Source organism: Bradyrhizobium shewense, assembly GCF_900094605.1.
GTDB lineage: Bacteria > Pseudomonadota > Alphaproteobacteria > Rhizobiales > Xanthobacteraceae > Bradyrhizobium > Bradyrhizobium shewense.
This window is the reverse complement of sequence record NZ_FMAI01000014.1, coordinates 138,001-159,713: the sequence shown is the minus strand read 5'-3', so window position 1 is coordinate 159,713 and position 21,713 is coordinate 138,001. Positions and strand designations below refer to the sequence as shown.

The 21,713-nt window shown below is 60.8% G+C and carries 26 protein-coding genes; 11 read left to right on the top strand and 15 right to left on the bottom strand.

Annotated features, from left to right (window positions below; all coding sequences use genetic code 11):
* Window positions 1-70 precede the first annotated feature (70 nt).
* The 12 genes from GA0061098_RS46250 to GA0061098_RS47010 form a co-directional block, all read right to left on the bottom strand.
* Window positions 71-517, bottom strand: coding sequence for a hypothetical protein (locus tag GA0061098_RS46250; RefSeq protein ID WP_245323558.1), 447 nt, complete (start codon window positions 515-517; stop codon window positions 71-73).
* A gap of 124 nt (window positions 518-641) precedes the next feature.
* Window positions 642-1,019 carry a c-type cytochrome gene (locus GA0061098_RS25535; RefSeq protein ID WP_091962994.1) on the bottom strand — a complete coding sequence of 126 codons (378 nt, stop codon included), beginning with the start codon at window positions 1,017-1,019 and terminating at the stop codon, window positions 642-644.
* 19 nt (window positions 1,020-1,038) lie between these two features.
* Window positions 1,039-1,668, bottom strand: a complete 630-nt coding sequence (locus tag GA0061098_RS25530) for a c-type cytochrome (protein WP_091963183.1) — start codon at window positions 1,666-1,668, stop codon at window positions 1,039-1,041.
* Window positions 1,668-2,519, bottom strand: a complete 852-nt coding sequence (locus tag GA0061098_RS25525) for a substrate-binding domain-containing protein (RefSeq protein WP_091962989.1) — start codon at window positions 2,517-2,519, stop codon at window positions 1,668-1,670. Before GA0061098_RS25525 ends, GA0061098_RS25530 begins: the two co-directional genes overlap by 1 nt.
* The gene (locus GA0061098_RS25520) at window positions 2,503-4,350 is read right to left on the bottom strand and encodes a methanol/ethanol family PQQ-dependent dehydrogenase (RefSeq protein WP_091962985.1); all 1,848 of its coding nucleotides are present in this window, start codon (window positions 4,348-4,350) and stop codon (window positions 2,503-2,505) included. The genes GA0061098_RS25525 and GA0061098_RS25520 overlap by 17 nt, the downstream gene beginning before the upstream one ends.
* A gap of 107 nt (window positions 4,351-4,457) precedes the next feature.
* Entirely contained in the window at window positions 4,458-5,246 is a 789-nt protein-coding gene (locus GA0061098_RS25515) for a GlcG/HbpS family heme-binding protein (RefSeq protein WP_245323552.1), read from the bottom strand.
* A gap of 83 nt (window positions 5,247-5,329) precedes the next feature.
* On the bottom strand, window positions 5,330-6,253 hold the full coding sequence (locus GA0061098_RS25510) for a cytochrome c oxidase assembly protein (RefSeq protein ID WP_091962978.1): 924 nt from the start codon (window positions 6,251-6,253) through the stop codon (window positions 5,330-5,332).
* Entirely contained in the window at window positions 6,241-6,594 is a 354-nt protein-coding gene (locus GA0061098_RS25505) for a hypothetical protein (RefSeq protein WP_091962974.1), read from the bottom strand. The genes GA0061098_RS25510 and GA0061098_RS25505 overlap by 13 nt, the downstream gene beginning before the upstream one ends.
* Window positions 6,591-7,190 (bottom strand): cytochrome c oxidase subunit 3, encoded by a 600-nt coding sequence (locus GA0061098_RS25500; protein ID WP_091962969.1) that lies wholly within the window; start codon window positions 7,188-7,190, stop codon window positions 6,591-6,593. The genes GA0061098_RS25505 and GA0061098_RS25500 overlap by 4 nt, the downstream gene beginning before the upstream one ends.
* Complete coding sequence (gene ctaD, locus GA0061098_RS25495) at window positions 7,187-9,094, bottom strand: cytochrome c oxidase subunit I (RefSeq protein WP_208610679.1); 1,908 nt, start codon at window positions 9,092-9,094, stop codon at window positions 7,187-7,189. The genes GA0061098_RS25500 and ctaD overlap by 4 nt, the downstream gene beginning before the upstream one ends.
* Before the next feature lie 2 nt (window positions 9,095-9,096).
* Window positions 9,097-10,107, bottom strand: a complete 1,011-nt coding sequence (gene coxB, locus GA0061098_RS25490; protein WP_091962961.1) for a cytochrome c oxidase subunit II — start codon at window positions 10,105-10,107, stop codon at window positions 9,097-9,099.
* 86 nt (window positions 10,108-10,193) lie between these two features.
* Window positions 10,194-10,316 carry a hypothetical protein gene (locus GA0061098_RS47010; RefSeq protein WP_283808004.1) on the bottom strand — a complete coding sequence of 41 codons (123 nt, stop codon included), beginning with the start codon at window positions 10,314-10,316 and terminating at the stop codon, window positions 10,194-10,196.
* A gap of 167 nt (window positions 10,317-10,483) precedes the next feature.
* Here GA0061098_RS47010 and GA0061098_RS25485 point away from each other — a divergent pair, with 167 nt between their 5' ends.
* The 8 genes from GA0061098_RS25485 (at window position 10,484) to GA0061098_RS25450 (ending at window position 15,407) form a co-directional block, all read left to right on the top strand.
* Window positions 10,484-10,951: a metallophosphoesterase family protein gene (locus tag GA0061098_RS25485; RefSeq protein WP_091963180.1), complete on the top strand. Its 468-nt coding sequence runs from the start codon at window positions 10,484-10,486 to the stop codon at window positions 10,949-10,951.
* Window positions 10,952-11,350: 399 nt separating this feature from the next.
* Window positions 11,351-11,590 carry a hypothetical protein gene (locus tag GA0061098_RS25480; RefSeq protein ID WP_091963177.1) on the top strand — a complete coding sequence of 80 codons (240 nt, stop codon included), beginning with the start codon at window positions 11,351-11,353 and terminating at the stop codon, window positions 11,588-11,590.
* A 152-nt stretch (window positions 11,591-11,742) separates the two neighbouring features.
* Window positions 11,743-11,940, top strand: a complete 198-nt coding sequence (locus tag GA0061098_RS25475) for a hypothetical protein (RefSeq protein WP_091962957.1) — start codon at window positions 11,743-11,745, stop codon at window positions 11,938-11,940.
* A gap of 398 nt (window positions 11,941-12,338) precedes the next feature.
* Window positions 12,339-12,500, top strand: a complete 162-nt coding sequence (locus tag GA0061098_RS25470) for a DUF2934 domain-containing protein (protein WP_091962954.1) — start codon at window positions 12,339-12,341, stop codon at window positions 12,498-12,500.
* Between the two features lie 23 nt (window positions 12,501-12,523).
* Window positions 12,524-13,105: a hypothetical protein gene (locus GA0061098_RS25465; RefSeq protein WP_091962950.1), complete on the top strand. Its 582-nt coding sequence runs from the start codon at window positions 12,524-12,526 to the stop codon at window positions 13,103-13,105.
* Window positions 13,102-14,379: an SDR family oxidoreductase gene (locus GA0061098_RS25460; RefSeq protein ID WP_091962945.1), complete on the top strand. Its 1,278-nt coding sequence runs from the start codon at window positions 13,102-13,104 to the stop codon at window positions 14,377-14,379. The genes GA0061098_RS25465 and GA0061098_RS25460 overlap by 4 nt, the downstream gene beginning before the upstream one ends.
* Window positions 14,379-14,855 (top strand): DUF2269 family protein, encoded by a 477-nt coding sequence (locus GA0061098_RS25455; RefSeq protein ID WP_091962941.1) that lies wholly within the window; start codon window positions 14,379-14,381, stop codon window positions 14,853-14,855. The genes GA0061098_RS25460 and GA0061098_RS25455 overlap by 1 nt, the downstream gene beginning before the upstream one ends.
* 333 nt (window positions 14,856-15,188) lie before the next feature.
* The gene (locus tag GA0061098_RS25450) at window positions 15,189-15,407 is read left to right on the top strand and encodes a hypothetical protein (protein WP_091962936.1); all 219 of its coding nucleotides are present in this window, start codon (window positions 15,189-15,191) and stop codon (window positions 15,405-15,407) included.
* A 2,377-nt stretch (window positions 15,408-17,784) separates the two neighbouring features.
* Here the strand turns inward: GA0061098_RS25450 and GA0061098_RS25430 are convergent.
* Both GA0061098_RS25430 and GA0061098_RS45165 read right to left on the bottom strand, forming a co-directional pair.
* On the bottom strand, window positions 17,785-18,015 hold the full coding sequence (locus tag GA0061098_RS25430; protein WP_091962927.1) for a DUF6894 family protein: 231 nt from the start codon (window positions 18,013-18,015) through the stop codon (window positions 17,785-17,787).
* A gap of 314 nt (window positions 18,016-18,329) precedes the next feature.
* On the bottom strand, window positions 18,330-18,494 hold the full coding sequence (locus tag GA0061098_RS45165; RefSeq protein ID WP_165637592.1) for a hypothetical protein: 165 nt from the start codon (window positions 18,492-18,494) through the stop codon (window positions 18,330-18,332).
* Between the two features lie 320 nt (window positions 18,495-18,814).
* Here GA0061098_RS45165 and GA0061098_RS25420 point away from each other — a divergent pair, with 320 nt between their 5' ends.
* The 3 genes from GA0061098_RS25420 to GA0061098_RS47255 all read left to right on the top strand — a co-directional run bounded on the left by GA0061098_RS25420 (window position 18,815) and on the right by GA0061098_RS47255 (window position 20,238).
* Entirely contained in the window at window positions 18,815-19,039 is a 225-nt protein-coding gene (locus tag GA0061098_RS25420) for a hypothetical protein (RefSeq protein ID WP_091962920.1), read from the top strand.
* A gap of 256 nt (window positions 19,040-19,295) precedes the next feature.
* Window positions 19,296-19,487 carry a hypothetical protein gene (locus GA0061098_RS43980; RefSeq protein ID WP_129590921.1) on the top strand — a complete coding sequence of 64 codons (192 nt, stop codon included), beginning with the start codon at window positions 19,296-19,298 and terminating at the stop codon, window positions 19,485-19,487.
* Window positions 19,488-19,965: 478 nt separating this feature from the next.
* A complete protein-coding gene (locus tag GA0061098_RS47255) occupies window positions 19,966-20,238 on the top strand; it encodes an ATP-dependent DNA ligase (protein WP_347337539.1) in 273 nt (90 codons plus the stop codon).
* Window positions 20,239-20,539: 301 nt separating this feature from the next.
* Here the strand turns inward: GA0061098_RS47255 and GA0061098_RS25410 are convergent, their stop codons facing one another.
* Window positions 20,540-21,340: a coiled-coil domain-containing protein gene (locus tag GA0061098_RS25410; protein WP_091962917.1), complete on the bottom strand. Its 801-nt coding sequence runs from the start codon at window positions 21,338-21,340 to the stop codon at window positions 20,540-20,542.
* Between the last annotated feature and the right edge of the window lie 373 nt (window positions 21,341-21,713).

Genomic DNA, 21,713 nt, shown 5'->3' with positions numbered 1-21,713 from the left:
CATCAGGACCCTTGTGATCGCCCGTGCGGAACTCCCAGGCGAGGCTTGAGATGCTTTACATTGGCTATAGTTATCTGGCGAGCGCGGAATAGCGCGCGGTGAAACCGCTGCCGCCATAACCCGTCCAGTCCCCGCCGGCGATGGGCGGGGCTGCTTCGGAGGAGGCAACGGCGCCGGCGTCCGCGATGGTGCCGGCAAGGTCGTGACGATCGCGCGCCAGGGAGAAAGCGAGCACGTCGGCGGCCACGATCAGCACCAGGCCGAGCGCCCATCGCGCGGTCCGCATCTGCGGTATCAGGCGGCCCGCGATGAACGGCAACAGCAGCCAGACGCCCAATGGTGCAAGCACGTCGCCGCGAAGCGCGAGCGACCAGAAATCCAGCCCGGCTTCCCAGACCGCCCACGCCAAGGTGCCGAGCAGCAGCGCGGCATAGACCCAGAGCGCCCCGGCGCGCGAGCAGCCAGCTCGTGAGGAGGAGCGTGATGCCGGCAACGAGATAGTAGACGGAGCCGCCAAGCGTCGCGAGCCAAGCGCCGCCGCCGATGAGTGCCAATCCGATGATCGCCACAACCACAACAGTGGTGGCCAGTATCGGCGTCGCGAAACAATCTTGCCGAACGGTGGATGGAATTCATGTGGTTTACTTCAGCGTATAGAGAAACGCGGCAATGTCGCGTGCGTCCTTCTGCGGGATGCCCATTCTGGGCATGGCGTTGCCCGGCAAAGCCCGCTGCGGATCTTCGATCCAGTCGGCCATGTTGTCCGGCGAATTCTGGATGTAGCCGGCGATGTAGGTCCGCGTGCCGATCCGCTGCAGCGGCGGGCCGACATTGCCGTCGGCACCTGCGATGCCGGGAATGTCGTGGCAGCTGCCGCAGTGATATTGTTTGACGAGCTCGGTGCCACGGCGCGCATCGCCCATGAAATTGTCGGGGCCGGCGGCCTTGCCTGCCTCGCAGGCCGCAGCGGTCACGGCCAGCAGCGAAGCGATAAGTAATCGTGTCGTCGGACTCACCATCGGCTGCTCCCTTTTCCAATCAGGGTTTTTGGCCGAAATTGAAGGTCTTCGTGGCGGACCACGGATCCGTCGTCGAGACTTGCTCGCTCGGGACTTGCTCGACCTCAGGCGACAGCGGATTGGCCGAGAAGGTCCGACCCCATTGCCGGCTGGGCTCGTTGCTGATCTTGCCGATATAGGTGACGAGATCCCAGATCACGCTGTCCGGCAGCACCCCGCCCCAGGCCGGCATGCCATTGGGGCGCCCCTGATAGATCGACAGGTAGATGTTCTCGGGCTGCGAGCCGTAGGTGAAGAGGTTGTTGCTCAGAGCCGGGCCCATGCCGCCGCCGCCATTCGGCGCGTGGCAGCCGACGCAATTGAAATTGACGAAATAGGTCATCCCGCGTTGCTCGGCATTGGGGTCACCCTGCACCGGGTTCTTGATCATAGGCGGATCCGGCTGCGCACCCGGCAAAAGAGTGGTCACGGGTACCTGCATGAACACGCCCGGTCGGCCATTGCCGACGCTGCCGCCGAAATTCGGGCGCGGCGCCAACGTCGGCGTCTGCGCCTCCTGAGATTGTGGCAGGGTTTGCTGAGCGAGAGCTGGGCCGTTCAGGACGGCCGCAAGCAGGAGGGACAGGGCGCTCGTGCGCGGCGCAGACATCATTGACGTCCTCCGGAGGCTGCGACCGGCACGTCGATCAAAGGCACGCCGTAGCTCCGTAACAGTGCGGCAATCTCGGACCGATGCTCGTCGATGTAAGCATTCAGTTGATCGCGGAGCGCGCGGTCTCCTTTGCGTACCCCCATCGAGATGGCGAACTCAAACTGCTGAGGCGCAAAACGCTCGCCGTCCTGGATCGGCGTAACCGTCAGCGGCACCCTGGAGTGCCCGGAAAAGTATCCGGCGAGCGGACCCCAGGCCGCGGCGACGTCGATCTCGCCGCGCGCGACCGCCTCGATCAGGCGTGCAGGCGGATTAGCCTGACGATAATCTCCATAGATCGAATAGCCGCGAACATTGTCGACGATGCCCAGCTCGCCGAGCGCCTGCGCCGGCGGTGGATTGTTGCCGTCATCGCCTACGAGATGAACGCCGATCACCAGACGATGCAGGCGCGGGTCGAGCAGCGAAGACAGATCGAGATGCGCGTCCTGGCGGCTGACGAAGACGTAGGTGGAGCGATAATAGGGTTTTGTGGTCTCCACGAGCTCGCAGCCGGAAGGCACGCCTATCACGACGTCGCATTTTTCCGTCTTGAGCGTGTTGCGGATGAAGCCGCGACGCTGTGCCCACCAGGTGAAGGACACCGAGCGTCCCAGCGCCTCGGCCACCATGGAGGCAAGCTTGTTCTCGAAGCCGGCTTCCGTGTTGTTGGAAAATGGCAGATTGTTTGGATCGGCGCAGACACGAAGCGTGCCATTCGGCGCGGCGAATGCGGGGGACGCGATCCCGGTCAGGCCGGCAAGCGCAAATGCAAGAGTAAGGGCGGCGCAATCACTGCGGAGGTGCATGGCTGTTGTCCTGACCATTGGCGCCGCCGAGCTTGAACACCAGGAGCTCGCTGCCGCCCGTGGTGTAGAACGGAAGATCCTGCATCGCACCGGTGAAGCCGAGCGCACCATTGCGTACGCGCTGATCGACCTCTGCATTCGCCACCACGCCAGGCCAGCCGCCGACACCTGAGAGGATTGCGATGTATTGCTGCCCATCCGAGCCGCGATAGGAGATTGGTTGACCGACGAACCCGGAGCCTGCGCGGAACTGCCAGAGCACGTTGCCCTTTTTGGCGTCCACTGCCTTAAACAGGCGGTCCATCGTTCCGTAGAAGGCGACGTCGCCTGCAGTCACCAGCGCGCCACTCCAGACCGGCAGCTTTTCGTGAATTTCCCAGACCTTCTTGCGCGCGACCGGATCCCACGCCATGAACTCGCCGCGATGGCCGCCCGGGCCGGCATACATGTCGACATCGGCACCGACATAGGGCGTGCCGGCGATATAACCGACCTGCGACGCCTTGAAGTTCATGCAGAGATGCTGATGTGGAACGTACAGAAGCTTGGTGCGCGGTGACCACGCTGACGGCTGCCAATCCTTGGCGCCCGGCGCGCTCGGGCAGATGTTCTCGACCGTCTTGCCGACCAGGGGAGTCTTCTCCTCATTCGGGATGATCTTGCCGGTCTTGAGGTCAACGCCCTTGTAGGCGTTCACGAATTCATAGGCGTCCGCCGAGATCACTTCGCCGGTGGCGCGGTCCATGACGTACATGTAGCCGTTGCGGCCAGGATGAATCAGCACCTTGCGCGGCTGACCATTCAGCTCGAGGTCGACCAATACGTTCTCGTTGATCTCGTCATGGTCGAACAGATCGTGCGGGTTGACCTGATACGCCCATTTGGCATGGCCACTGTCGGGATCGCGCGCGAAAATGGTCGTGCTCCAGAGATTGTCGCCGCTACGTTGGTTCGCATTCCATGGACTGGGATTTGCGGTGCCGTAGTAGATCAGGTTGAGGTCGGGATCGTAGGAGATCCAGCCCCACATAGTGCCGCCGCCCACCTGCCAGCGGTCGGCAGGCCAGCTATTGACGCCGAGATCTTTGCCCTTAAGGTTGTCGTAGAACGGCTTGAAGTCGTCGCCGATCAAGACGTCCTTGTCGGGACCCGTGGCGTAGGCGCGCCAGGCGATGGCTCCGGTGTTCTCGTCGAGCGCGGTAACCCAGCCGCGCACGCCCATCTCTCCGCCGCTGTTGCCGATGAGAACCTTGCCCTTGACGATGACGGGCGCCATCGTGATGGTCTCGCCCTTGTTGATCTCGCCGAGCTTCGTGTGCCAAAGCTCCTTCCCCGTTTTGGCATCGAGTGCGACGGAATGATTGTCGAGCGTATTGAGGAAGATCTTGCCGTTGTCGAAGGCAAGGCCGCGATTCACGACGTCGCAACAGGCAACGCCCGCCGCGGCAGGCTCCGGCTTCGGCGCATAAGACCATTTCAACTCGCCCGTTGTTGCGTCCAGCGCGAACACACGGTTCGGGTAGGGGCCGGCATAGGGGCCGACTACATACATGGTCCCGTCGACCACAAGGGGGGCGGCCTCCTGACCGCGATCCGCTCCGATCGAGAACGTCCAAGCGAGCTGCAGGCGTGAGGCATTGCCTGCGTTGATCTGTTCGAGCTCGCTGTAACGGGTGTTGGCGTAGTCGCGCGCAGCCATCGGCCATTGATCGGGATCCTTCATGCGACTGGCCAGATCGGTCTGGGCAAAGCTAGGCGATAACAATGCGAGGCCTGCGCAGAGCGTACTCAGTACTCCCCACAGCAATCGCCTGAGGCCGAAACCTAACATAAGTGAAGATCTCCACGGCATCGACGAGGCCTTGCCGCGTTGCAGGCCGGTTTGCGAACGTACAAACGTTTGGCTTCCGCTTGGTTCCTAAGCTCTGCGGAGTGTCGCTATCTCACGACATTTCCCGAGACGCCGGCACCGAGATCGACGGCGATCTGGTCTTCCTTGCCGTTGCACTTGGGATGACCGAAGCCCGACGGGCTTTTGCCGTCGGGCCCGATGTCGTAGATGATCGCGTCCTTCATGTTGGGGCTGACGCCGGCCGGCACGTGATCGAGGCCGAGGAAGTGGCGCACGCGCCAGGCGACATTGTGATCCGCACAAGAGCTGTCGCCGCTGACGCCGAGCGCGCCGGCAATGCCGTTGCCGTCATAGAGTGCGAGCCCGCCGCCGAACGCGATCACGCCGCCAACGGGCTTGCCGACCATCGGATCTTTTGCCGTGCCGAACTCCTCTGGCGTGCCCGCATAGATAACTTCCGGAGACGGCGGATTGCTGAGCGCCGCGCCGAACAGGAAGCCGCCGGGTTGGGCGCCCGCGTAGAGATTGGCAGTGGCCATCGCCTTGTTTTTCAGGCTGAACGCATTTGCCGTGTTGGCCTTTTCGGCGGCGATGGCGCGGCTGCCGAGCCATTGGTCGTCGACCTTGCTGCCGCTGTAGGCGACGGCGCAAACCACTCCCTGCCGGTTCACCACGGCAGCCCACTCGTTGTTGTCGAGGCCGCCATTGCTGGGGCCGCCGCTGGGCTTGACGCTTTTCTTCAGGATGTCCGCGAGCTGATCATGGTCGACCGGACATGACATTCCCGGGCGCGGCTGATCTTGCGCTGTCGCGCCTTGCAGCATCGCAAGAGCGGCCGCGATGATAACAGTCGCTCGGACGGTTGGTTTGCCCATATGGCCTCCACGGGATAGTCGAGAGTCAGCTGGCGAACGTTGCATTACAGCTGCGGTTCCTATGTTCGCCCTGAGTCCATGATTCAGCCGGCATGCCGAGCCGCTGGAATGTGGCAGTGCGCAGGAATCGTGATGAGCCACCGGTAGGCGAAGAACAGCGCTGCGCCGGTGTAGAGCATACCCATGGGCACCCACATCAAAATGCCCGCGAGCTGCTGATCTTCCAGGGGAGACAAACCGAATTCGCTGGCGAGTGCGCCCTGTCCCAGAACCCATATGCGTGTCGACAGCGTCAGCAATGCTCCGAGCACGCCGGAATGCAGGACGGTGACGAACAGGCAAGCGATCGCGATCCCGTCCCGCAGCCGCAGGCTGCGGCCGACGCCGCGGCCATGGAAAAGCACCCACCAGAACAACAGCGCGGTCGCAAAGAAGCTGATGTGCTGCAGGCGGTGGAGGGCGGTGTTTTCGAGTGCCCACGCATAGAGTGGCGGCGCATGCCATGCCCAGAGCGCCAAACCATGCAGGGCGGTCGCGCTGACAGGATGGCTGATGACAGCCCATGGCCGCGCCACAGTCGACCAATTCAAGAGACGGCCCGCAGTGGGACGCAGCGAGGCGGGCAGGCTCCACATCATCGGCCCGTTGATCCGGGCGTAGGCTATCAGCGGCGCGCCGATCACCATGAGCAGCTCGTGCTCAATCATGTGCGCCGTGAACAGGCGCTCGCCGAGCCAATGCAGCGGCGACGTCAGCGCGAGCGCGACCACCAGCCATCCAGTCCAGAATGCGCCGACCTGACGGAAGCTGACACCGCGGCCGCCGCCGGCATGGCGCCACAGCCGCTGCGTGCCGACATAGAAGCCGATGCCGACGACATAAAGCGGCGCCAGTAGCCAGGGATCGGAGCTCCAGAGCGAGCCCGTGTCGACGTCCGCGATGCCGTGCGCCATTGCAGGTGTTGCCATGAGGCCAAGCAGGAACGCCACCAGGCTCAGCGCAGGCATGGGCTGATCATGAGCGATGCCGCAAGCTGGTTCACGATCACCAGCGCAAACAGCACGCCGGAGCCGACACCGAGCCACGCCATGAACGTCCGGGGACCGCCGCCTTGGGCATCGGTCCGCTCAGCCCCCGCGCCGCGCCGGACCGCGCTTGCCGATATCACTGTGCCCGCGAGGGCGACAACGACCAGGACCGTGCTCATGATCGTGCCGGTCAGCGTCGTCGTCTCGCACGAGAAATGGGCGAGCGCATAGACGCCTTGCAGGTTGATGCCCCAGGCTAGTGGCCCGAGGGCGACGCCGGCCCAGTAAAGCAGTCTGGTATGTCTTTCGGCGGCGGTCATAGGCGCGGCACCCAGTCGAGCAGGACGTAGAGTGGCAACCAGGCCAGCACGACAAAATTCCAGTAGAACACATTATCGGTGACATCGCTGAACCGGCGCGGCTTGGCGTGCCGGGTGAACATCAGCACTGCCAGCACGAGCGTGTCGCCGACGTCGGTGGCAAGATGGGTCGTGTGCAGTCCCAGGATCAACCAGACGATCGATCCGTAGGCCGAGTTGTCCCAGCGCGTGTTGAGATGAGCGAATTCGAAGCCGCGCAGGACGAGCAGGGCAATTCCGATCAGCGCCATCACGATGAGGCCTAGGCGTACTCTCGCAAGGTCCTGCCGATGAGCGACGCGATTGGTCATCTCGTTCGGAATGACGCTCAGGAGATAGATGATGGTCTCGGCCGTGCCGGGCCAGAGATCGGGAGGCGCAGCGCCAATCGGCCAGTTCGGATTGACGGCATAGAGATAGAGGTAGGCGCCGATCGCGATGGCAAATCCCATCCCCTCCAGCGCCATGAAGCCGATGGCGCCCCACCAGGGGCCGCTGCGCGGACCGTAGCCATAGGTAGGCAGCTCGGCGACATTGCGGACGATTGTTTGTCTCACTCTTCGTCCTCCTTGCTGCCGGCCGGCCAGAACCAGCCGATCAAGGCGACAGCCATCGGCGGCGTGCCCCACAGCACTGCCCAAGGCGTAAAGATCGAGCCGATGAAGAACACCGTTGTCGCGATGGCCGTCAGCAGCGGCCAGATGCTCGGCTCGGGAGACGCCTCCCGGATCTGCGGCTCCGCTTCGGCCAGCGATGTCAGGAGCACCTCTCGCCGCTCGACGCTGAGGCCCGCGACGACAGGCAGGCTCGCGTTGTCGAGCCAGAGCGGATCGCGGTGCTTGACCACGGGAATGCGGTCGAAATTCTGCGGAGGCGGCGGTGAGGACGTCGCCCATTCCAGGGTGGAGGCATCCCAGGGATTATCGCCCGCCAGCGTGCCGCTGCGCAGACTTTGGATCACATTGACGAGCAGCAGCGCAAAGCTGAACGCAAAAATGGCAGCTCCGCCGCTGGACAGCAGGTTGAGGTGCGCCCAATCCATGTCGGCGGTGTAGGTGTAGACGCGGCGCGGCATCCCGATCAGCCCGAGAATGTGCATCGGGAAGAACGCGACATTGAAGCCGACAAAGGCGAGCCAGAAGTTCCAGCGGCCGAGCCTCTCGCTCAGCATCCGGCCGGTGATCTTGGGAAACCAATAGTAGACCGCGCCAATGAGCGGGAATACGGCGCCGCCGATCAGGACGTAATGGAAGTGGGCGACGACGAAATAGGTGTCATGCACCTGGGTGTCGATTGGGACCGACGCGACCATCACGCCGGACAGTCCGCCAAGCACGAAAATGACGATGAAGCCGATCACGAACAGGAGCGGGGTGCGGTAGACCGGGCGGCCATCCCAGAGCGTCGCCAGCCAACAAAATATCTGTAGTCCGCTTGGCACCGCGATCAGCATGCTGGACGCCGTGAACAGGCCGGCGCCGAGCTGGGGCAGACCGGTTACGAACATGTGGTGGACCCACAGGCCGAACGACAAAAAGCCCGTCGCGATCAGCGAAAGGATGATGACCGGGTAGCCCACCACCGGCCGGCGCGCGAATGTGGCGAGGATCGCCGAGACCATGCCCGTGCCAGGAATGAAGATGATGTAGACCTCGGGGTGGCCGAAGAACCAGAACAGATGCTGCCAGAGCAGGGGATGCCCGCCCGAGGAAGAATCGTAAAAGCGCGTGTTGACGAGGCGGTCCAGGATCAGCGACGTCGATGCGACCATGATCGACGGCATCGCGAACATTACGAGGAACGCCGTGACCAGCATCGCCCAGACGAAGAGGGGGATACGGTCGAGCGTCATGCCGGGCGCACGCTGCTTGAACACGGTCACGACGATCTCGACGGAAACCGCGAGCGCGGCGACCTCGGTGAAGGTGATCATCTGCGCCCAGACGTCCGGGCGCTTCGTCGGCGTGTACTGCAGCGATGCCAGCGGAACATAGGCAAACCAGCCGACATCAGGGCCGACGTTCACCGCAAAGGAGATCCAGAGGAAGCAGCCTCCGAACAGGAACATCCAGTAGCTGAAGGCATTCAGGCGCGGGAAAGCAAGGTTTCGCGTTCCGACCATCAGCGGGACGAGATAGACGGCGAAGGCCTCCATGACAGGCACGGCGAACAGGAACATCATCGTCGAGCCGTGCATCGTGAAGAGCTGGTTGTACTTGTCCGCCGACAGGAACGTGTTCTCAGAGCGGGCGAGCTGAACGCGCATGAGCACCGCAAGAAGTCCTCCGAGCAGCAGGAACGCGAATGCCGTGACGATGTAGCGGCGCCCCACGATCTTGTGGTCCACCGACATCAGTGCGCCGAGAAAGCCGGAAGGCGTGCGCCAGATGCCCTCGACCCGCGTCGAAAGCTGGAGGCCATTCAGCGCGTCGTCACGCAGCTCGTGTTGCTCCGCCACCATGCTCACTTGAGCTGCTCCAGATAATGAACGATCGCGATGAGATCGTCCGATTGCAGCGGCATCCTCGGCATATTGTTTCCGGGCTTGATGTGCTGGGGATCGGCAATCCAGGCGGCGAGGGTTGCCGATGACATCGGCAGCGTTCCGGCTGCAACCGTTGTTCGGCTCCCGACGTGGGTGAGGTCGGGGCCAAGCTGCCCGCCGGCGAGCGTCCCGCGGATGGTATGGCAGAGCGCACAGCCTCTTCCGCGGAACAGCTGCTCGCCCTGCTTGCCGAGCGGGTTGGTCGGGCTGCTCACGCTCTGGTTTTCGTGATCGCGCCAGCGGCCGAATTCGTCCGGCGACAGCGCGAGCACGGCGAAGGCCATGTGCGCGTGCTGAAGGCCGCAGAATTCGGCGCACTGGCCGCGATAGACGCCGGCATTTTTTGCCGTGAATTGCAGCTCATTTTTCTGCCCGGTGATGAGGTCCATCTTCCCCGTCAGGCTCGGCACCCAGAAGCTGTGGATCACGTCGGCGGATTCCAGCTCGACTCTCACCGGCTGGCCCGTCGGAATGCGGATCTCGTTGGCGGTCACGAAGCTCTTGTCGGGACTGTCGTCCTCGTAGCGAACCTCCCACCACCATTGATGGCCGATGATCTTGAGCGTGAGGGCGCGCTCGTCCTTGGCAAAGACGGTACGTTGACCGGCATAACTAAGGATGGACAGTCCAAGCACGATGACAAGGGTAGCGGCCCCCAAGGCAAAGACGACGCGACCGGTCGCTTGCTCAAAGGGCGCATCCAGTGCGAGGGGTTGGTCAGCCGTGCGCTTCCGGCGCAGCATGCTCACGCAAAGCACGATCACCACGGCGATCCAAACGACGGCCGCCACGATTAGGAAGATGAAGAGGGTACGGAGGATCTCGTCAGACTGAAGTCCCTGCGGGTCGAGCGCGGACTGCCGGCCGGCGCAAGCGGCCAGCGGCAATGTGGCAAATGGCACCAGAGCCGTTCGCATCGGGACAGGCATCGATGTTCGCCGTGCTCTCCTGTTGCAGGGCGAACCGGTCAATCCTATGAAGGTTCCTATTGCAGTGAGGCGGCCGGTCCCACAAGTCAGAAGGGCCAGCCCTTGGCTGCGATGAAGATTGCCACGTCAGCCACGGCCATCAGGAGCAAGACAAGGACTATGGCAATCATCGCTCCGGGCTGGGCGATCGCGCGAAGGTCTTCGAACATATATCATCCTCCATGTTCGATCACCTTGCCATCCGCTTTTGTGGATCATCGCGGCGTTGCGTCGCTTCGGTGTTCCGGTCAAGCTGGGCGTTCGCTACGACGCAAACTGCAAGCATGCTGCCGTGGTTCCTAAGCGCGGGAACGCGGCGGGACGTCAGGAGAGCGCTGTGATCAGAATTGGGGTGATCTCGGACACGCACGGGCTCCTACGGCCAGAAGTGGCGCGTTGCCTTGACGGAGTCGCACATATCATTCATGCCGGCGATATCGGTGCCGAGCAGGTGCTCGAAGGGCTTCGCAGGATTGCGCCTGTCACTGCGATTCGGGGGAATGTCGATACCGGCGATTGGGCGCGGGACTATCGGGATACGGAGACTGTGCGCCTCGGCCAGTACGACTTCTACATCCTGCATGATCTGAACGAGCTCGGGAGCAAACCTGCGCCTGAGGGCGCCGCTGCCGTGATTTGCGGTCATTCGCACCGGGCGAGCGTCAGGACGGTCGACGGGGTTCTTTATCTCAATCCCGGGAGCGCCGGGCCGCGACGCTTCAAGCTCCCGATCACGCTTGCGACGCTCGATCTCGACGAGAGCGGCGAGCTTCGACCGATCGTGCACACGCTCCGTGAGCCCTAGCGGCGACATCGGGCGCTTGGACCAGGAGGTCTGACTTCGGGTCAGGAACGCTTGCGGTCGCCTTCCGTTACCGGCGCAAACTCCGGAGCCGCTCCCGGGCCGATCTGGCCCCCTCATTCCGTCGACCGTGCCGGAGGACTCCGTCAAAAATTTCGGCAAGCAGGTGCCGATGCAGCGCGCCGGGAAGCCCTCCAAGCTTGCGGTAGGGGTATTTTGCCCGACGAGCCCAAGCTGGATTCGAAAAACAGAAGGACGTCGCGGTCGACCGCTAATCCATTGATTCATTGTCCCCGGGTACTGTGCATGGGGTTGTTTTCGCGCTTCTATTGTTGCAAGCCGATCGATAGGAACCGCACGGGCAGCGAACGGTTGCTTCGAACCTGCCACACGAGGTTTCCCATGGACCTGAAAGACGCTTCCGCAATGACCGAAGCATCCGGCCTTTCTGATGATCTCAGCGTTGGAAACGCCTCGGTAGCAACCGGCGCCCGGAGAGCGGAAACACCGCGGCATGGACCACCTGCGAAGGCAGCCACAGCGCTCATCGCCAAGCAACTGCGGGACATCGCCACGGCCGCACCTCTCCGGTCCCTGGCCGCGGCATTCGTGATCGGCGTCATGGTCGCGCGCCGACGCTAGCAATCCGATGCATCGTCGACTGCATCCTGTCGCCCGCCGGGCGGCCAACCGATGCGTCTTCGATCGGTAGATCGTTGTGCCGCGACCGAACAAGCCCAGTTAGGAACATCTCTCCCGGCGATATGTTTTCGAGGCAGTCACGGGAGAACAGCATGGATCAAAACGACGACACCATCGTTCGGTCACGGCAGAACAGCGCAGTTGGCTGGATGGCCGGCGCAATCTTCGTCATAGCGGTCGTCGCGGCCGCCTTCTTCTACAATGGACGCGATGTCGGTCATCAGACCACCACCGCGACTCCGGACAACGCCCCGAGCGTCACGACGGGCTCGACCTCATCCAGCAAGTGAGCGCGCGCTCCGCCGTTTCGAGACCCGAACTGAAAGATGAGGAAGAATTCCTCGGGACAACGCCAGCAAGGGCGGCTTCCGCTATCAGTGAGAACGCTGTCACGATCTCGGCTGCAATGGGGGCCGCTCCTGATAGCACAGGGTTGTGGATCGTCGTCCTGTACGGGGGAGCGCCAATACTGTTATCGATTCACATAAGCCGCGCTCGCCTCGTTGATTCAGCGAAGGAACCGCGCGGACTTGTCGTGCTTATCAGCGGAGGAGGGATTCGCCCCCGAGTGAAAAAAATAGCTTCGGCAGCAGATGGCCCAGCGCGTCGCTGCCGGCTGGCTGTTGAGGAGGCCGCGGCTAGCCGACACCCACCTCACGATCCCCTACAGGAATGAAGGAGGCCCGTCGTGACCCAACCGACCGAAAAGGAAATCGACAAGCGCGCCTATGAAATATGGGAGCGGAGCGGCAAACCCGAAGGTAGGGAGGAAAAATTCTGGCAGTTGCCGGAGCAAGAGTTGCGAAACGAGAACAAGTCATCTCCCCTCCGCACTCCGGACAGCGTGTAAAACAGCGAAGAAGCGCTTATCGGATGTCTCATTCCGCAGCAGCCGAAACCATATTGCTGTACTTCGTGATGCCCCTTTGGTTATTGGCCGGCTTTGCTGATTACCTTTGCCATCGCGCTTCTAGGATTGAGATAACGAGCGGCTATAAGGAATCTCTGCTTCACCTGTTGATGTTGATCGAGCTGGCGATACCGCTGCTGGCGGCGATTTTTTTGGAGATTAACGCTCTTATTATCACGACTATGATTGCGGGCTTTGTTGCGCATCAGCTGACAGCCCTCTGGGACACAACATTCGCTAGCCATAAGCGGCTCATCACGCCCATCGAACAGCAGGTCCATAGTTTTCTTGAACTGATGCCCCTCATGGCGATGGTCATTGTGATTATCTTGAACTGGCCGCAATTCCTCAGCCTCTGGGGGATGGGGTCTGAGCCCGCACGTTACGAACTCGTCCTGAAGCGAGAGCCATTACCCTGGACCTACGTGGCTGCATTCTTATTCGCGGTCCTGCTGTTTGAAATCCTTCCCTATATGGAGGAATTCGTTCGAGGTTTGCGGTCGCGGAAGAGGGCGTTAGGTCCGAACGCGGAGGACCATCAATGAAGGTTGCCGTCATCGGAGGGACAGGACTGTTGGGATCTGCGATCGTCGCTGACCTGTCCTGGCACGGCCATTCAGTTGTTTCCATGAGTAGAAGCGCCGGCCTAAGCAGCCCGGGCGCCATCTCAGTTGACCTTAACGAGGCGACGTCACCGTCTTATTGGCTGCCGCATCTCGACGGCGTAGAGGCCGTAGTGAATTGCGCCGGGGTACTCCAAGATAGCCCAAAGGATTCCACGTCAATGGTCCATCATCGGGGCATTGCGACCCTTTTTGCCGCCTGTGAGCAACTCAAAATCCGCCGCGTCATCCATTTCTCCGCAATCGGGGTAGACCGGCAAACTCCCAGCGCATTTTCAGAAACGAAATTATCTGGCGACAAGGCTCTGATGGGGCGTGACCTCGACTGGATCATCTTGCGGCCGTCCGTCGTGATCGGTCGGGGGGCCTATGGGGCCAGCGCGCTCATGCGAGGCTTGGCGGCCCTGCCGGCTCTGCCGGTGATGCCGAACACGGGACAGCTCCAGATCGTCCTGCTCGAGGACGTCGTGCATACCGTGAGGCGTTTTCTAGAACCCGGCGCGCCCGCACGGACAATTGTCGAACTGGCCGGCCCGCATCGCCTTTCGTTCCTCGAAGTCATTGCACTGATCCGCCGTTGGTACCGTTGGCCTCCGGCGCGCGAAATCCGCTTGCCCAACTTTGCTTCGAGCGTGATGTACAAATTCGGTGACATGATTTCGCTGCTGGGCTGGCGGCCTCCCGTACGAAGCACTGCCGAGCGGGAGATCAGGCGGGGCGCGGTCGGCGATCTTGAAGACATGCGGCGGCTTGGGCTGCATCCAAGAGGCCTGCCGGAGTTCTTCGCCTCCGAACCAGCTTCAGTGCAGGAACGCTGGTTTGCGCGGATGTATTTGCTTAAGTCCGCGATATTTATTGTGTTGTCTCTATTCTGGATCTCAACCGCCTTTGTCTCGCTCGGGCCGGGCTGGGGGTACGGTATGGATCTCATGGGCGAGGGCGGCGTCGAAGGAGCGAGTGCGGCGCTCACGGTGGTCGCCGGCGCATTATCCGACCTGGTGATTGGACTCGCGATTGCCTATCGTCCAACCAGCCGGTACGGGCTCTATGCGGCCATCGCGATCTCCGTCGCTTACGCGATCATCGGGACCATACTTGTGCCTCGCCTATGGGCCGACCCTCTAGGGCCGATGCTGAAAATTTGGCCGATTATCGTCCTGCATTTCGTAGCGCTTGCTGTTGTTGATGATCGATAATGCTGTACTTCGTTCTCAAGTACTTACATGTCGTCGGCGCCGCTGTCTTGCTTGGCACAGGATCCGGCATTGCGTTTTTCATGCTTGCAGCTCACCTCGGCGGAAAGCCCTCCGTCATCGCAGGCGTCGCCCGAATTGTTGTGATTGCGGATTTTATCTTCACAGCCACTGCCGTCGTTGCACAGCCCGTGACAGGCTCGCTGCTTGTGCTGCACGTTGGTTACTCCTTCTGGGAAGGATGGATCGTTTGGTCGATCGTGCTGTATCTCATCACGGGGGTACTATGGCTGCCCGTTGTTTGGATGCAAATGCGCCTTAGGGACATTGCCTCAATCGCAGCGGCAAAAGGCTCGCCTTTGCCGCCTGAATATCACCGAATTTTTTGGCTGTGGTTCGCCTTCGGCATTCCAGCGTTCACTGCCGTGGCCGCTATACTCTGGCTGATGATAGCCAAACCCCAACCTGCGGTTTTTTGAAAGATGGGAGGAATTGCCGAGCTAGACTCAGGAACGGGTTTTCCTATGCCAACTTGCTGCAGCCGCCCGGACAACGCGCAGATTGGTGACGAGTACCGCGGTACGCATGGGCATTGAGAACCTGCCGGCTCAGAAGGCAGGTTTTCTTTTCCGATGGGAGCCCAGGTTCACGACTGGCAGCCATCATGTTACGATCCAAGAGCGATAAGAGCATCGGCATCTCTCGGCGATGTTTTTGCCGGTAGCTCCGCATTTTTTTGCAGATGATTGAAGCGGGCGTGAGACCCCGATCAGGGCCCCATGCCATCTCATTTTCAGACATGGAGAGTGGGAATGATTAGGCTGATTTTAGTTGCCGTTGCTTTTGCACTGGCCGCCGGCACTGTGCAGGCTCAGCAGGGCATGTCTCGTAAAGGGTTCGTCCGCAGTTTAGATAGCTGCAGGCAACTTGCTGCCGAGCGCGGGTTCTCGAGTGCGGGCGGAATAATGAAGGGTCAAGGTCGCGCAAAGCGAGAGTTTGTCATCAACTGCATGCGCGGAAAGCAAACCTGAACGGAGGCATTGAGAACCCGCAGGCAGTCGATAGCGGAGTTTTATGATCCTAAGGATCGATTTGGGGGGATCTCGGTTAGGCGAGCATGGACATCCAGACGATGACGCCGGCGGTATTGGTCGGCCTTCCTGGCCTACTCTCTGCTTGCGTGAGCACTGACCAGGTCACTTCAGGTTCGGCAGTTCGATCAGGGGCGCCATGGGCACGAGACCTCAATGAACGAAACAGCGATCTCGGGTATTAAAAGCGGACCTGAATGCTGCGCGTGCGAAAGCTCCGCGTTAGATCTGAGGTTCGCCCAGCAGAGACAGCGGATGTCGGTTCACGCTGACGGGCCTTCGCTCGTGCTTCTCGTTCCGGACCTGAGGAGCTTTGGCACGGGGGGCATCTGCGGCCGCGGAGTATCGATCGGCTGGTCTGTGGGGAATCAACTTCCTCTATCTTCCTCCCGCTGACGAGGACGCCAATGCAGCCGATCGCTACTAGGAGGGCGCCTGCGATCATCAGCCAGTGCGGCAACTTCAAGCTTGCGAAAAGGGATAGCCACACAGTCTCTACTCAGTTGGCCCACCTGTTAAAGATGGCCGTCTTCGGCTTCCTTGAGCCTCGATCAACTCAGCGTTTCCGCTGTTAATCATTGTGAATTGCCTCCTGATGCCCGCAAGAAATACTGATCAGGTATGCAGGCGGGATTATTGATTACGGGGTGTATCGGCGTCTTGGCGGTGTGCGCCACGTTCGCGGTGATAAAATATCTCGATCTGCGGTCTGAGCGTAGGCGCTACTAGCCTGTATAGCTTCCTACGTGGTGCTGTCTTAAAGCCACTTCATGGGGAGGCCAAGCACGTAGCCGCGCCTTCGAACTCGTCTTCGGTCCTCTGGAGCTTTTCGCAGATGATTGCGACGGGGGCAGTTCATCTTCGTGTTTCTTTCAACTCTGAGATCGGCCGGAACTGCGCCTTAGAACTTTGCCTTCTAATTAAAGTTCGCGGTCTATAGCAGAATGGCTCCGGTTCTTCACCTTAATCCAGTGCTTCTGCCGACCGCCTCGGCCCGGCCGATCTCGGTGCTTCGAACCCAGGCCCTCCAGGCCCATCCGGCAAGCCGCGCGAAATAGGTCCGGCCCGATCTCGCCTCGCTCAAACGGCTCCACGCTGATCCCGTCCGGTCGGCACGCTAAGAGTTGCTGCAAGTTTCCGCATGTGGAGGGGCAGGGGCCGCAAAATGCACCAGCCCGACTTTGTCGTTGATAGACAAGTGCTCTTCAAACGCGCCCGACATGCGATCAATCTTGTAAAAATATACCATCTTCATCTTTTGAATTGCACGCGAACACGTACCTGATATGCGCATATCGTCGCTGTTAGCTAAGAACTCATAGCAGGGAGCCTTCGTGGTTCGCACCTGCACATTTTGCGGTTGTCCCACGGGCAACATGTACGTTGGTTTCAGGGAAAACTCGCCTGTCGTTCCGCTTTCTGGCTTTGATCATCTATCGTGTACTCGTACTTACAGACGGCAGATATCTCTTGCGCGTAAGCGGCGGGAGCGATCGACAAAGCAACGATAACGAATAAAGGCCGCATGATTTAGTGTGGCTCGCCTGTGCTGTTTTTGGGGCGACCACCGGCAAGTTCGCGCGTGCGGGAATAAAAGTCTTCACGCTCGACCGCATGCGTTCCTGATGCGACCTGAAGTTCTGAACGCGCTTAGCGATGTGCTCCCGCTCAGAGGTGTCCCGGCTCAAGGGGGACACAGCGGGCTAGGGTGGTTTCATCGGGGCCGTTTTGGGCGGCACGAACGTCGCCTTTGGGCGGTGTACGGCCGGTTGCGGGTTCGCGTTTGCTGTGCGCTCGACAAGCGCGGCAGTCTCGCGCACGAACGCGTCTAGCTCCTTTTTCCATTCCATTGTTTTGCTCCCCCTACACTGTGGAGCGGCGGGGACGGACGGTCAAACAGTCTTGTGAACAACCCTCCTTACACGGTTATCTGGAGACGCAAGGAAGCGAGTCAGCCGCGCATTGAGCGCGCCCAGGATCGCTCCTAAGCCTCCTAAGGTCACCTACGATGCCAAGGAGGCGATCCGAGAGATCAGGACGAGCCTGATTAGCATCGCCAACAAGCTTCAATGGCTAAGCGAGCCTGCTCTGAAAGGCGCCGCGTTCGAGGCGCGCGAGAACGCCAAGATCGAAGCGGATGGGCCGCTGTGGCTCGGGATTGCCGCGGCGGCTGATCGCCGTCTGACGACGGACCGTCCCGGGTGGATGGCACGTCTAGATCGCGCCACAGACCGAAATCCCAATCCTGCTGGCCCGAGAGTCGTTCCTCTGTGCCAGATCTCCCGAGCGGGCCGGGAGGCCGCCCGCTGAATCGGTCTTACTTCGGCATCTCGGCGTGGATGTGGAGGACGTAGAGAGTGTTCTGGAACTCGTCCACTACCTCCATCCGCCATCCACGGTCCGGCGTTAGCTTCCCATCGAGGCTTTGGAGTATCTGCCCACCCGTCACCGTGGCTTCATGCCAAGCGGCGTGCTTGTCGGGCAGCTCCTCGCCCTCAAGGTCAGGTTCGTGGCGTTCGTGGGTCACATGGAAGAAATAGCGCGGCATGCGTCAGTAATGCTGACACGCGGGCGCCTCCAGCCGACCAGTCTACTTGTAGTGCATGCGAACAAACCGGGGGGATGCGCAACCAATGAACCAGGACACCTTATGTCGCCGGACTTCCCCAGGCTGCATGTTCAGGGCTGCGGCGTCATCGGGGCCGGCCCCCAGCTCCACAAGGCTAGCCGTCCACCCCTCAGGGACGGCATCGAGTACCGCGTCGATTGCGTTGTCCCGAGCGGTTGCCGCAAGCCATATCTGGCGCTTGCCACTATCTGTGATCACCCGAACAATATGAACCCGCTGCATCCTTCGCCGCTTTAATGCTCATGAGGGGTCTCTCGCTGCGCTTTCTCCGCCATGGCCATCCACTCTTCGCTCAGCTTCAGCCACGCCTCCTTGTCGGCAACACGCGTTGCATTCTGCGCCTCCTCGAGACAGGCATTTGCTTGGCGGAGGTATCTGTCAGCATCGTTGTCGTCCATGAGCACCAAATGCGTCCCGGGGGGCGAAGGTGCCAAAAAAAATACCGCGGGCGCTGCTCTGGAGCGGCGCGCGCGGCTGCGCCGCGAGGAACGTGAATTCCCCGTCACAATTGCTCCACCACAGCCGAAGAACAGGTGACCTCTCTTGGCTGACGCCTCAGCCGTTTAGACAGCTGGGGCTTTTTCGTCCCGCGGCGCTCAGCCGGAGCGCCGCGTCGAAATCTCCTCCGTCACATATCGTGATTGAACATATTAACTATTTAATATATTTAATTGTGGATTAAATATTATATAAGCCGCGGAACTCTCGGAGGGTGGAAATGTCAGAACAAGAAGATGACGATCGGCGGGAATTTCTGAAGACCTGCGGCAAATTCGCCGTTGTAACTCCGCCTACCATCACAGCATTGCTGTCGACGTCCCTGACTAGCACAGCCATCGCGCATTCCGGCGGCGGCTTGAAGCATGACCCTCGTGGCAACAATGGTTACGGCAATGGCGGGGATGATGGCAGCCCCAACGGCAAACCCGACAAGAACCGGTGACCTGAGGAAGGGCCAGGACGCTTGGCATACTGCCTAGTTTTCCCGGTGCCATTTCCCCAGGACACCCCGGCAGGCCCCAGCTCCGGCACCCTGCCCCACGGAGCTGGGGCCATTTTTGTAAGGCCCTGAGCCGTATTTTCGCACGCAATCGTGATCGGCACCTTCCGCGCGAGCTTGGGTGCATTGCCATTTTCCCGATGCGCTTGAATGAAGCTGATACACTCCCAAGCTGCACGGCATATTGGGAGCAACTTCATTGATTGACGAAATTCCATCGCCCAGCCGATTCTTCGTTCGAATCGGAGGCAAGGGATGGATGGTCTACGATCGCGAACGCAAAGGCCCAGCACTGATCGGGACCGCCTGGGCCGCCGGTTTGACCAAGGAGCAAGCTGAACAAGCGCTACGTTCGCTTACTGCTTCGCCCGCCGACAAGCCGCCCCTTTGAAATTCAGAGGCCCGCCGACGTGAACCGGTAGCAATAATGTACAGTTGGTCCAAGTGTTTATTGCGAATCCGGCCACGGTCGGGAAAAATAAGCAGCGCGCGCCTATTTTCGAGGCTGCGCCGAACGGCCTCAGCATCCGAGCCAGCCCCGGAACTGCTCGAGGCCGTTTGCTATTTCCTGTCACAAACCTGTGGCACGGTCATTGCTAAGCTTAGCCAACTGGGATTTCAGCGCTCAGTTGGAGAATAAATGCTGCCGGGACATTCATTTCGAGCCCGGCAGCGTCCTACTTCGAGACGCGCGGGACAATTGCCAGCGTAAACTAATGAACGGCCTCGGCTCGGCGGGAGCTGAGGCCGTTGGGTCTGCTCCGGCTTGAGGGGGCTGTTGGGACACCGGAGCGAGATCCAGCTCATCAAATTCCCGCTTGTTCCCAACTCGTAAAGTCAGCGGGAAATCTTATCTTCGGCCTATGCGCATGGCGTACGAACTCTGCCTGGCCACAGCCGCCGGGCAAGTCCCGACGGGGCCGGACTGGATTCATGAGGTGAAGCACGACGGCTACCGGATGCTAGTTATCCGGGAGAACGAACGCGTGCGCCTCCTCTCCCGAAACGGCACCGACTGGACGAAGCGTTATCCTTGGATTGCTGAGGCGGCGCTGAAGAACCGGCAAAAGCGCTTTGTGATCGATGGAGAGGCTGTGATCCTGGGGGTGGACGGCGTCTCCGACTCACGGCCGCAAGCATGATCACGAAGTTCAGCTTTACGCCTTCGACATTCTTGCGATGGGCGGTGACGACGTGCGCGCTCTGCCTCTGCATCTCCGTAAGACAAACCTCGAGCAGCTACTGGCTCGCCGGCCGGACGGGATCATCATGGCGCCTTTCGTAGGCGAGATCGTGCCCGATCTATTTCGAGCCGCCTGCTTCAAGGGCCTGCGCGAGGATCTGCAAACATCGCCCCGCTCACCCCCGCCGAGCAGATCGAGCAGACCTATGTAGAGGGGTCATCGGGCACTCGCCGGGCCCGGTTGATCGGTTCCGATCGCTCTAGCGCATCGACCACGGCCACGCCGATGATGTTTGCGGTTTTTTGACTTGCGGCAGCGCGGGGGTTGGCGCCGGCTTTTGCGTCTGGGCGACATTGGCCGACTGCCGCGTCCGCGGCAGTGGTATTTTGGACGTCGCCTTTGGCTCTTCGGGGCTCATTTTTGGCTCTTCATGCATCACATTTGGCTCTGAGGCGTTGGCGATGACGCGGGCGAGTTGTTCCTGGCTTGCGTTGAGCCGCTCGGTGAGCGTTTGGCTGTCGCGCGCCATCTGAATCTGGGTCGCCTTGATCTGGTCGATGGTAGTGTTGTTACGCGCCATTTCTTCCCGGCTCGCCTTGCTTTGGCTCACGAGATTCTCATTATCGCGCACCAATTGTTCTTGTCTCACCTCGAGCTGCTCGACCGTTTGCCTCAAGGCAGCGAAATCGCGTGCAAGCGGTTGGAGCTGCCGCGCAAGTTCGGAAGACAGGGCAACTGCAGTCGGCGCGGCGGCGTGCGGCGCGGCCTGTGTCAAAGGTGCCGGGTCTGATGGGGTCACCATCGCCTTATCAACGGCAGGTGACCACCGCCAGGCAGCGACACCAATGGATGCTGTCAATAGAGAACCGAAAACCACGTAGCGCCAACCCGCCGAGCGATGAATCGTTGCTGGCGTGGCGCGAGACGTCTTCCCCCTGATCGGCGGGGCCAGAGGACCGACTTCCTCTTCGCGCGCTGGGTTGACCAGTTTAAAAAGCTGCTCCTCCAAGCTTTTCGTGATCTGCTCTTCCGCGAGCTTGTCGCCCAGCTTGGAATCCATTTGGCGCTCCACATCAAAAGCAATGGCACCCGCCTGAGAGCGATCCGCATCTGCGCTACGGCGAGCTAACAATCCAACAAGACGGTTTCTGAGCCTGCGAAGCTTTCCCAAAGGTGAGCATGGAGCTGCACGTCAGGTCGTCTCTTTTTACTAACTCACCCAGAACTGAACTGGCGTTTTTAACGCAGTCGAGGAGGCGGAAGTATGTTCAGAACTCAGGGAACGACAAGGACGGATGTGGCGTGCTTTTTGCGATGATAGCCAGGAGGCGCGACCGGTGGGTCCTCCAGGGCGAGAAGGTTCCGCACCCGCACCCGCGCCCGCGGCTGCGCCGCGACAGTCCGCACGATCGGCGCGGCACGGCCAGGCTAGC

Excerpts from the sequence above, each read along its gene's own strand:
- GA0061098_RS25535 (WP_091962994.1), bottom strand. The coding sequence starts at position 1,019 with ATGGTGAGTCCGACGACACGATTACTTATCGCTTCGCTGCTGGCCGTG.
- GA0061098_RS25530 (WP_091963183.1), bottom strand. The coding sequence starts at position 1,668 with ATGTCTGCGCCGCGCACGAGCGCCCTGTCCCTCCTGCTTGCGGCCGTC.
- GA0061098_RS25525 (WP_091962989.1), bottom strand. The coding sequence starts at position 2,519 with ATGCACCTCCGCAGTGATTGCGCCGCCCTTACTCTTGCATTTGCGCTT.
- GA0061098_RS25520 (WP_091962985.1), bottom strand. The coding sequence starts at position 4,350 with ATGTTAGGTTTCGGCCTCAGGCGATTGCTGTGGGGAGTACTGAGTACG.
- GA0061098_RS25515 (WP_245323552.1), bottom strand. The coding sequence starts at position 5,246 with ATGGGCAAACCAACCGTCCGAGCGACTGTTATCATCGCGGCCGCTCTT.
- GA0061098_RS25510 (WP_091962978.1), bottom strand. The coding sequence starts at position 6,253 with ATGCCTGCGCTGAGCCTGGTGGCGTTCCTGCTTGGCCTCATGGCAACA.
- GA0061098_RS25505 (WP_091962974.1), bottom strand. The coding sequence starts at position 6,594 with ATGACCGCCGCCGAAAGACATACCAGACTGCTTTACTGGGCCGGCGTC.
- ctaD (WP_208610679.1), bottom strand. The coding sequence starts at position 9,094 with ATGGTGGCGGAGCAACACGAGCTGCGTGACGACGCGCTGAATGGCCTC.
- coxB (WP_091962961.1), bottom strand. The coding sequence starts at position 10,107 with ATGCCTGTCCCGATGCGAACGGCTCTGGTGCCATTTGCCACATTGCCG.
- GA0061098_RS47010 (WP_283808004.1), bottom strand. The coding sequence starts at position 10,316 with ATGTTCGAAGACCTTCGCGCGATCGCCCAGCCCGGAGCGATGATTGCC.
- GA0061098_RS25480 (WP_091963177.1), top strand. The coding sequence starts at position 11,351 with ATGGACCTGAAAGACGCTTCCGCAATGACCGAAGCATCCGGCCTTTCT.
- GA0061098_RS25475 (WP_091962957.1), top strand. The coding sequence starts at position 11,743 with ATGGATCAAAACGACGACACCATCGTTCGGTCACGGCAGAACAGCGCA.
- GA0061098_RS25465 (WP_091962950.1), top strand. The coding sequence starts at position 12,524 with ATGTCTCATTCCGCAGCAGCCGAAACCATATTGCTGTACTTCGTGATG.
- GA0061098_RS25460 (WP_091962945.1), top strand. The coding sequence starts at position 13,102 with ATGAAGGTTGCCGTCATCGGAGGGACAGGACTGTTGGGATCTGCGATC.
- GA0061098_RS25455 (WP_091962941.1), top strand. The coding sequence starts at position 14,379 with ATGCTGTACTTCGTTCTCAAGTACTTACATGTCGTCGGCGCCGCTGTC.
- GA0061098_RS25450 (WP_091962936.1), top strand. The coding sequence starts at position 15,189 with ATGATTAGGCTGATTTTAGTTGCCGTTGCTTTTGCACTGGCCGCCGGC.
- GA0061098_RS25430 (WP_091962927.1), bottom strand. The coding sequence starts at position 18,015 with ATGCCGCGCTATTTCTTCCATGTGACCCACGAACGCCACGAACCTGAC.
- GA0061098_RS45165 (WP_165637592.1), bottom strand. The coding sequence starts at position 18,494 with ATGGACGACAACGATGCTGACAGATACCTCCGCCAAGCAAATGCCTGT.
- GA0061098_RS25420 (WP_091962920.1), top strand. The coding sequence starts at position 18,815 with ATGTCAGAACAAGAAGATGACGATCGGCGGGAATTTCTGAAGACCTGC.
- GA0061098_RS47255 (WP_347337539.1), top strand. The coding sequence starts at position 19,966 with ATGGCGTACGAACTCTGCCTGGCCACAGCCGCCGGGCAAGTCCCGACG.
- GA0061098_RS25410 (WP_091962917.1), bottom strand. The coding sequence starts at position 21,340 with ATGGATTCCAAGCTGGGCGACAAGCTCGCGGAAGAGCAGATCACGAAA.